Origin of the sequence: Helicobacter pylori (assembly GCF_021062735.1) — a bacterium.
GTDB lineage: Bacteria > Campylobacterota > Campylobacteria > Campylobacterales > Helicobacteraceae > Helicobacter > Helicobacter pylori_DN.
Map to the genome: position 1 here is coordinate 1 of NZ_JAHXLB010000023.1, position 9,277 is coordinate 9,277.

10 protein-coding genes and 1 pseudogene are annotated in these 9,277 nt (G+C 39.4%); 8 read left to right on the plus strand and 3 right to left on the minus strand.

Annotation, left to right across the window (positions count from 1 at the left end; translation table 11 throughout):
* Window positions 1–195, plus strand: a pseudogene (locus KX581_RS07710) (hypothetical protein); the annotation flags it as partial.
* Window positions 116–976, plus strand: a complete 861-nt coding sequence (locus KX581_RS07715; RefSeq protein ID WP_231176046.1) for a beta-1,4-N-acetylgalactosamyltransferase — start codon at window positions 116–118, stop codon at window positions 974–976. The pseudogene KX581_RS07710 and the gene KX581_RS07715, both read left to right, overlap by 80 nt.
* A 15-nt stretch (window positions 977–991) precedes the next feature.
* Here KX581_RS07715 and KX581_RS07720 read toward each other — a convergent pair whose 3' ends face one another.
* A complete protein-coding gene (locus KX581_RS07720; protein WP_231176043.1) occupies window positions 992–1,543 on the minus strand; it encodes a YbhB/YbcL family Raf kinase inhibitor-like protein in 552 nt (183 codons plus the stop codon).
* A gap of 145 nt (window positions 1,544–1,688) precedes the next feature.
* Here KX581_RS07720 and KX581_RS07725 point away from each other — a divergent pair, with 145 nt between their 5' ends.
* The 6 genes from KX581_RS07725 (at window position 1,689) to msrB (ending at window position 7,539) form a co-directional block, all read left to right on the plus strand.
* Window positions 1,689–2,150 (plus strand): helix-turn-helix domain-containing protein, encoded by a 462-nt coding sequence (locus KX581_RS07725; RefSeq protein WP_231176044.1) that lies wholly within the window; start codon window positions 1,689–1,691, stop codon window positions 2,148–2,150.
* 173 nt (window positions 2,151–2,323) lie between these two features.
* Window positions 2,324–3,487, plus strand: a complete 1,164-nt coding sequence (locus KX581_RS07730) for a NifS family cysteine desulfurase (protein WP_015085446.1) — start codon at window positions 2,324–2,326, stop codon at window positions 3,485–3,487.
* A gap of 21 nt (window positions 3,488–3,508) precedes the next feature.
* On the plus strand, window positions 3,509–4,489 hold the full coding sequence (locus tag KX581_RS07735; RefSeq protein WP_001052000.1) for an iron-sulfur cluster assembly scaffold protein NifU: 981 nt from the start codon (window positions 3,509–3,511) through the stop codon (window positions 4,487–4,489).
* Between the two features lie 156 nt (window positions 4,490–4,645).
* The gene (locus tag KX581_RS07740; protein WP_000450349.1) at window positions 4,646–4,879 is read left to right on the plus strand and encodes a ribbon-helix-helix domain-containing protein; all 234 of its coding nucleotides are present in this window, start codon (window positions 4,646–4,648) and stop codon (window positions 4,877–4,879) included.
* Window positions 4,880–4,989: 110 nt separating this feature from the next.
* Window positions 4,990–6,336, plus strand: coding sequence for a DNA repair protein RadA (radA, locus tag KX581_RS07745; RefSeq protein ID WP_231176045.1), 1,347 nt, complete (start codon window positions 4,990–4,992; stop codon window positions 6,334–6,336).
* 123 nt (window positions 6,337–6,459) lie between these two features.
* Entirely contained in the window at window positions 6,460–7,539 is a 1,080-nt protein-coding gene (gene msrB / locus KX581_RS07750; protein WP_120873315.1) for a peptide-methionine (R)-S-oxide reductase MsrB, read from the plus strand.
* Window positions 7,540–8,104: 565 nt separating this feature from the next.
* On the opposite strand, the gene KX581_RS07755 is transcribed toward msrB, so the two are convergent.
* Both KX581_RS07755 and KX581_RS07760 read right to left on the minus strand, forming a co-directional pair.
* Entirely contained in the window at window positions 8,105–8,938 is an 834-nt protein-coding gene (locus tag KX581_RS07755) for a sulfite exporter TauE/SafE family protein (protein ID WP_120980247.1), read from the minus strand.
* A gap of 208 nt (window positions 8,939–9,146) precedes the next feature.
* A partial coding sequence (locus KX581_RS07760) for an outer membrane beta-barrel protein (RefSeq protein WP_231175901.1) occupies window positions 9,147–9,277 on the minus strand: 131 nt, incomplete at its 5' end.

A 9,277-nucleotide genomic window follows, 5' to 3' on the forward strand; every position in this document is an offset into this window, starting at 1 on the left:
TTCAACCATGACCATCAAGAAAGCGTGTTTTTAGCTATCGCTTCTTTAAATTTAAATAATGAAAGTTTCATTGAACGCAATAAGAGTATTTATAAAAATAGTTCTCTTAATTATAATTATGGGGGGGCATTTAGAAGATGGGGTTATCCATCCCACTTTAACTCTACCCAATCCCACGCATTCAGGTTATTTTGACTACGATAAAAAAAGTCAAAACCCTAAAAGTCCTCTAAACCCATGGGCTTTTATTAGAGTTAAAAATGAAATCGTTACTTTAGAAGAGAGTTTGTTTTCTATGCTTCCTGCCATTCAAAGAGGGGTCATTGGTTTTAATGATTGCGATGATGGCTCTAAAGAAGTGATTTTAGAGTTTTGCAAAAAGTTCCCCTCATTTATCCCTATCAGCTATCCTTATGAAGTCATGCTAAAGGATTGCCCGAGTTTGTGGCACCAACTTTATCATTACTCTAATTATACGCTTTCTTTTATCCCTAAAAATGAGTGGGTAGTAAAAATTGATTGCGATCATATCTATGACGCTAAAAAGCTTTATGAAAGTTTTTATATCCCTAAGAATATTAAAGAGGTTGTGATGTATTCGCGCATTAATTTTGTGGTGCAGGATTTTGAAGTGTTTGTTCGTAATGATGGGGATTTTGGGTTTTTAGACGCTTGGGGAGATCAATGGCTGTTTTATAACGATCGTGAGCCTTTTGAAATTTGGCAACACAATGGTGAGGTTTATGAAATTTTAAAGCTTAAAGATAAATACCATATTAAGGATAAAGAACTCATGCAATGGCACTTCCCTTTAGCTAAAAAGAGGCGAAACGCTATTGTTGATAATGATTTAATCCCTTTAAAAGAATTTAAAAAACACCATGCCGATTTGATAGGCACAAAGATTGAAGAAAGCATGCTAGATGAAAAGAGAATTTTAGAGATGTATCAAAAATTCAATTTAGCGAAAGAATAGCTACAAGCATGTAGCCTATTTCCTCACAAACTGCTTGTATAAAAATTCCTTTCTCCCTATGGCGATGATATGGTTGCGCATTTTGTCATGCAAATCGCCTAAGAAAAAAGGGGCTTTTAAAGCGAGTTTAGGAATGTCTAGGGCATACACTTGAATTAAGTAATGGTGATCGCCATTAGGGGGCATGGGGCCGATATAGACGCTGTTATTGAGATTGGAGCGTTGTTTTTCGCTTTCATTGAGAGGAGAACGGATGAAGCCTTGAGTGAGCGAATTGACCCCTTGAACAATCCTTTTATCCATCATGGAAGCGTTTTCTTCTAAAACATTGTAAGAAATATTGCCCACGACCCAATGGACAAACGACATGCCGCACACTTTTTGTGCGTCATGATCGATGAGTTCTAACGCATAGCTTTGAGCGCCTTCCATTTTTTGCCATGAGATTTTAGGCGAATAAGTGGGTAAGCCGTTTGGGTTGAGAAACCCTCTAGGGGCGTTACCGCCAAATTTAGCGTCCAAATACCCTTGCGAATCGGTTTGAATCATCACTTCAAAAGTTTTCATTTTAAGACCTTTTTCTTTGAAATCGTTTTGTGTTTTCTTATTGTAGCATGATCCTAAAAATACATCTTAATTTGGAGCATGATATTAGAATAATCATTTTTAATGATTAAATAGTTATTTATTTTTACTAGTTACCATTGAACGCATGGAAAGTAAAATAAATCGTTTGAGCGCCAAGATAGACGCACTATTGGAACAGCAAAAAAGAGTGATTTCTTTACTAGAAACTTATTTGAGCGTTTATTCTACCCAAGAGGCTTCAAATAAGTTTTTTAAAGGCGTTAGTCAAGGGATGGAGTTAGCCCCAGAAATCGCGCAAGAAGATGAAGAAAAACGCCTTTATGTGTTGCAATATTTAAGCCATGTGGATATTACTAAAAACAAGCAAGACTCCCAGCTCAAAAAAGATTGTTTGGAATTTATCCAAAGGTTTAATATCCCAAAGCCTATTATCATTACCGCTCTTTATAACCTTAGGGGCATTAAACCCACTAAAAAAGAAGTAGCGAAACAATTGCAAAAACTCTATGTGTGGGAGAAGCGTTACCAACAAGGGGGGATAGACGCTTTAAAAGACAGGCGTGGGAGACCCCTTAAAAAGCCTTAAGCGGATTGGTAGTGGCTGTTGTTGGTTTTTGATAGGGGGGTGTTCGCATTTCTCAAAATGTTTTCAAAAATTCATCTTATTTTAAGTTAAAATTAAGAAAATATCTTGTATTTAATCATAATTTAGACTTAGATAAGAAAATCTATGTAAAATTTTTGAGGAGAATATTAACCTTGTTACAACGAATTTATTTAGACAATAACGCTACGACTAGGATTGACCCTAAAGTCAAAGAGATCATGGATCCGTTTTTAAGGGATCATTACGGGAATCCTAGCTCGTTGCACCAGTTTGGCACAGAAACCCACCCAGCCATTGCAGAAGCTTTAGATAAGCTTTATAAGGGCATTAACGCTAGGGATATAGATGATGTGATCATCACTTCTTGCGCGACAGAAAGCAATAATTGGGTTTTAAAGGGTGTGTATTTTGATGAATGCTTGAAAAAAGGCAAAAACCATATTATAACCACGGTTGCAGAGCATCCGGCGGTGCGATCCACTTGCAATTTTTTAGAAAGCTTGGGGGTGGAGGTTACTTACTTGCCCATTAATGAGCATGGGAGTATCACCGCCGATCAAGTCAAAGAAGCGATCACAGAAAAAACCGCTCTAGTGAGCGTGATGTGGGCGAATAATGAAACCGGTCTCATTTTCCCTATTGAAGAAATTGGGGCTATTTGTAAAGAAAAGGGCGTGTTGTTCCATACCGATGCCGTGCAAGCGATTGGTAAAATCCCTGTAGATGTGTTAAAAGCGAATGCGGATTTCCTTTCTTTTAGCGCGCACAAGTTTCATGGGCCTAAAGGCATTGGGGGGTTGTATATTAGAAGTGGGGTGGGATTGACCCCTCTTTTTCATGGCGGGGAGCATATGAATGGCAGGCGCAGCGGGACTTTGAATGTGCCTTATATTGTGGGAATGGGCGAAGCGATGAAATTAGCCGTAGAGCATTTAGACTATGAAAAAGAAGTGGTAGGGAAATTGCGCGACAAATTAGAAGAAGCGCTTTTGAAAATCCCTGATGTGATGGTGGTGGGGGATCGAATCCATCGTGTGCCTAACACGACTTTAATCAGCGTGAGAGGGATTGAAGGAGAGGCCATGCTGTGGGATTTAAATCGTTCTAATATCGCCGCTTCCACAGGGAGCGCGTGCGCGAGTGAGGATTTAGAGGCTAATCCTGTCATGGTAGCGATTGGAGCGAGTAAGGAATTAGCTCATACCGCTATCAGGCTTTCATTAAGCCGTTTTAACACGGAAGCTGAAATTGATAAAACGATTGAAGTTTTCTCTCAAGCGGCTACAAGATTGAGAAACATTTCAAGCTCTTATTAAAAAGAATATAAAGGAATCAAAATGGCAAAACATGATTTAGTGGGTTCGGTTCTCTGGGACGCGTATTCTAAAGAAGTTCAAAGGCGCATGGATAACCCTACGCATTTAGGGGTCATCACCGAAGAGCAGGCTAAAGCCAAAAACGCTAAGCTCATTGTGGCGGATTATGGCGCAGAGGCATGCGGTGATGCGGTGAGATTGTATTGGCTTGTAGATGAAAGCACGGATAGAATTGTTGACGCGAAGTTTAAAAGCTTTGGTTGCGGAACAGCGATCGCAAGCTCAGACATGATGGTAGAATTGTGTTTGAATAAAAGAGTCCAAGATGCGGTAAAAATCACGAATTTAGATGTGGAAAGAGGCTTAAGAGACGATCCAGACACGCCGGCTGTGCCTGGGCAAAAAATGCACTGCTCGGTGATGGCGTATGATGTGATCAAAAAAGCTGCCGGCATGTATTTGGGGAAAAACGCTGAAGATTTTGAAGAAGAAATCATCGTGTGCGAGTGTGCTAGGGTGAGTTTAGGCACGATTAAAGAAGTGATTAGGCTCAATGATTTAAAAAGCGTTGAAGAAATCACTAACTACACCAAAGCCGGCGCTTTTTGTAAAAGCTGTGTGAGGCCTGGAGGGCATGAAAAAAGGGATTATTACTTGGTGGATATTCTTAAAGAAGTGCGCGAAGAAATGGAAGCTGAAAAACTTAAAGCCGCTGCGAATAAATCCCAAAGCGGGGAATTGGCTTTTAGGGAAATGACTATGGTTCAAAAGATTAAAGCGGTGGATAAAGTCATTGATGAAAATATCCGCGCTATGCTTATGATGGATGGGGGGGATTTAGAGATTTTAGACATTAAAGAAAGCGATGATTACATTGATGTGTATATCCGCTACATGGGGGCATGCGATGGGTGCATGAGCGCAACTACCGGGACTTTATTTGCCATTGAAAACGCCTTGCAGGAATTATTGGATCGCAGTATCAGGGTGTTACCGATTTGATTTGAACTTTTTAGGGGGTGGAGGCCTTTTTTAAGCGAAGCGCTAATAAACTCAAGAATGAGGAACGATTAGCGCTTGCAACATTATTCATTATACGCTACTTTTATGCTAATATGCTATTTTGAAGCGATTTGCGATGATGATTGAAGGAACTTGATGGAAACGACAGAAAACACAGATGAAACTCGCTTAAGGGGCACTAAAAATAAACTAGGGCGCAAACCAAAAGCAGACGCTAATAAAAAAACTCGCGCTGTAAGCTTGTATTTTTCTGATGAACAATACCAAAAACTAGAGAAAATGGCTAACGAAGAAGAAGAAAGCGTGGGATCTTATATCAAACGCTATATTTTAAAGGCTTTAAGAAAAATAGAGCAAAATGGCGCTTGATAATTTTTTAACTTGTTTTGAGTTTAGCTTTAAGAGTTTTGCTATAGAACAAAACCAAACCCCATTTTTATCTAGTATTTAGCTGTGTGATTTTAAAAAAGAGTGGTATTTTGGCTAAAAAAACTTCCTTATTTGAGTGTCAGCATTGCGGTTTTACAAGCCCTAAGTGGCTAGGAAAGTGCGTTCAATGCAACGCATGGGAGAGTTTTATAGAATTGAACCAAACCCAAAAGGAAGTTTTAAACACGCTTAAAAACCCGCTCCCAAAAGCGCAAAAAAGCGTTTCTATCGCTGCAATTGAACATGAAGAAGTGATCAAGTTTTCTTCCACTCAAAGCGAATTGGATATTGTTTTAGGTGGGGGGATCGCTAAAGGGGGGTTGTATTTAGTGGGGGGGAGTCCTGGGGTGGGGAAATCCACTCTGCTTTTAAAAGTGGCTTCTGGCTTAGCCAAAAACCAGCAAAAGGTTTTGTATGTGAGCGGGGAAGAGAGCTTGAGCCAGATTAAAATGCGTGCCACTAGACTAGATTGCATAGAAAAAGAATTGTATCTGCTCAATGAAATCAATTGGCCTGTGATTAAGGCTAATATAGAAAGCGAAAATTATTTTGCTTGCGTGATTGATTCCATTCAAACGCTTTATTCGCCAGAGATTTCTTCAGCGCCCGGCTCTATTTCGCAAGTGCGAGAGATCACTTTTGAGCTCATGCGTTTAGCCAAAACAAGAGATATTGCTATTTTTATCATCGGTCATATCACTAAAGAAGGGAGTATTGCAGGGCCTAGAGTGCTAGAGCATATGGTAGATAGCGTGCTGTATTTTGAGGGCGATCCCAGTAGGGAACTAAGGATTTTAAGGAGTTTTAAAAACCGCTTTGGCCCTACGAGTGAAATCGGCTTGTTTGAGATGAAAGAGCAGGGTTTGGTGAGCGCTAAAGAAGTTTCAAGCTTGTTTTTTTCTAAAGAAGAGCCTATGGAGGGGAGTGCGATTACCATCACTTTAGAAGGCTCAAGAGCGTTGATTTTAGAGATTCAGGCGTTGGTGAGCGAGTGCAGTTTTGGAGCGCCCAAACGATTAGCGAACGGGTTTGACACCAACCGCCTTAACATGCTCATCGCTTTGTTAGAAAAAAAATTAGAGATTCCCTTAAACCGCCATGATGTGTTTATCAATGTGAGCGGAGGCATTAAGATTAGCGAGCCGGCTTGCGATTTAGCGGTGATTGCCAGTATCCTTTCAAGCTTTAAAAACAGAAAAATTGACAATAAAACGGCGTTTTTGGGCGAAGTGAGTTTGAATGGCAGGATTTTAGAAGCCTCTAATTTGAACGCTAGATTGAAAGAAATGGAAAATTACGGCTTTTTAAAAGCCATTTTGCCTAAAAAACCCAGTCAAAAAACCTCTATCAAATGCTATGAAGCCAATGCGGTAGGCAAGATTGTTGAATGGATGTGATTTTAACTTTTGTTACCTAATAGAACAAAGCCTTATTAAAATTTAAACTCAATTTAAAGAACAACTACCATTTTTTTTAGTTATAATGGCAAACACCATTAAAATTAAAACAAAGGTTATTCAATGAAGGTATTATCTTATTTGAAAAATTTTTATCTTTTTTTAGCGATAGGAGCAATTATGCAAGCGAATGAAAACATGGGATCTAAACTTCCCAAAACCGATGAAAGAGTGATTTACTTAGCTGGGGGGTGTTTTTGGGGGCTAGAGGCGTATATGGAGAGGATTTATGGCGTCATAGACGCAAGCTCTGGTTACGCTAACGGCAAGACTTCAAGCACGAATTATGAAAAGTTGCATGAGAGCGATCATGCTGAAAGCGTGAAAGTGGTTTATGATCCTAAAAAAATCAGTTTGGACAAGTTGTTGCGTTACTATTTTAAGGTGATTGATCCGGTGAGCGTGAACAAGCAGGGTAATGATGTGGGCAGGCAGTATCGCACAGGGATTTATTATGTCAATAGCGCGGATAAGGAAGTGATAGACAACGCTTTAAAAGCGTTGCAAAAAGAAGTGAAAGGCAAAATCGCCATTGAAGTGGAGCCGTTAAAAAATTATGTGAGGGCTGAAGAATACCACCAGGATTATTTGAAAAAACACCCCGGTGGTTATTGCCATATTGATTTGAAAAAGGCGGATGAAGTGATTGTAGATAGCGATAAATACACCAAACCCAGCGATGAAGTTTTAAAGAAAAAACTCACCAAACTCCAGTATGAGGTTACGCAAAACAAACACACTGAGAAACCTTTTGAAAATGAGTATTATAACAAAGAAGAAGAGGGTATTTATGTGGATATTACCACAGGCGAGCCGTTATTTTCTTCAGCGGATAAATACGACTCCGGTTGCGGGTGGCCAAGCTTTTCTAAGCCCATCAATAAAGATGTGGTGAAATACGAAGACGATGAGAGCCTTAACAGGAAACGCATTGAAGTGTTGAGCCGTATTGGTAAGGCGCATTTAGGGCATGTGTTTAACGATGGGCCTAAAGAATTAGGGGGCTTAAGGTATTGCATCAACAGCGCGGCTTTAAGGTTTATCCCCTTAAAAGACATGGAAAAAGAGGGCTATGGCGAGTTTATCCCTTATATCAAAAGGGGTGAATTGAAAAAATACATCAATGATAAAAAGTCGCATTAAGGGGTAATGACTAAGCCCCCTAAGGGGGGTTAAAATAGGGGGTTTAAGCGTTTGGGTTGTCTTATGGGTTATTTTAAAAACGCTAAAATACGCCCACTGATTGTTTTTTAACTATTTTTATTGAAAAAAAACAACCCCTATAAAATGGTTTTTATCCCTTAAAAGAAATGATTTAAAAAATGTATTTTTTGTGTTTTCATTAAATAGGGATAAGTGAAGTGCCCAAACGCTAAAGCGATTGGGCTTCCTCGGCTGATGTTGGGGGAAAGTTTGGTTCTCACTCTGTGTCCCTAATCATAGGGATTTTACAGAGTTTGATCTCCAACGCATTCCCTACAGGTCTCACGCATCATATCTTATAAAGGCGTAACTTTGCACACTTCCTGTGCTAGATACAAATGTATGGGGGTATTATACTACAAATTAGCGGCATTCATCCCAAACACTAAAGATATTTGGGATTTCTGCTTGGATAATTAAAACTTTTTAAAAAGCTATCTTTTGATTAAAATCAAGCTCTTTTGCTGTTTCATCTTTAAAAATGCACTTGAGCGTTTTTAGATTTTTACCCCATAATGAGCTTGTGTAAAGTCGCTAAAATGCTTAAAGCATAAATGAGGAGCAACAGGATTTTATGCACCTTTTCATTAGCCAAAGCGATAAGCTTGATGCCAATGCCCACCCCTAAAAACGCTCCAATGCCGGTAATCACCCCCGCTTGAACGCTTATATTATCAAGAACCCTCCCGTTATAAAGAGAGATGACCCCAGATAAAGAAGCGAACACCACAAAAAATAGCCCCAAAGGCACGATTTTTTTAGAATCGTATTTCAAAAAATAGCCCAAAAACGGCACCATTAAAATCCCCCCGCCCATGCCTAGCGGGATAGAAAAGATGCCGGTAACAAAACCGGCGAGCATCAAAACCCCATGCGTTCTATCCATAGACACAAAGGGGATTGCACGCTTTTTTTCGGGCGTTTTGTTATTCGCATGCAAATCAAAATGCATTTCTTCAAAATGCTCTGGCTTTTTGTTGCTAGAAAATGCGTATTTGATAAAGGTGTAGCACACCACCACCACAAACACGCCCATTAAAATTTTATCGTCAATGATTTTTAAAATAAAGCTCCCTAAAATCGCCCCCATTAGACCTCCAAGCGCGGCAAATGAGCCTTCTCTCAAATCTAATAAGCCCTTTTTGTAATTGATGATAGAGCCGACCACTGAAGAAAAAAGCATTTGCATGAGCGAAATACCCACTGCATGGCTATAGCTAAAATGGGCAAAAATCGCGCTAGGGACGACAATCTCCCCCCCACCAATACCAAAAAACCCGGCGGTGATGCCGGTGAATAGCCCCACAAGAGCCAAAATGAACGCTGTTGATTCTTCCATAAAAAACTCCCTAAATTTTAAATGATTACTTTATCAAAAAAGAGTGATAATCTTTAAAAATTTTTCTTTAATGATTGCAAAAATAGGGTTTTGATCACTTTAATTTTACAGCTTGAGAGCGATTATAAGAGATAAGCTCTCTTTATTTGCTTAATTTAAAAAATGCTTTTAAGCGTTTTTAAATAAACCCCTTTTTTAAAGAGGGTTTTTAGTAAGCAAACACATAATTGAGGAAAAGGCTATACATCCTTCTGTATTCTAGTTTGGAGCCCATGAAAGAATAGTAGCTTGTGTTGATCGTAGGGATTTTAAAACCTAGTTCAATGCCATGCTGAGCGG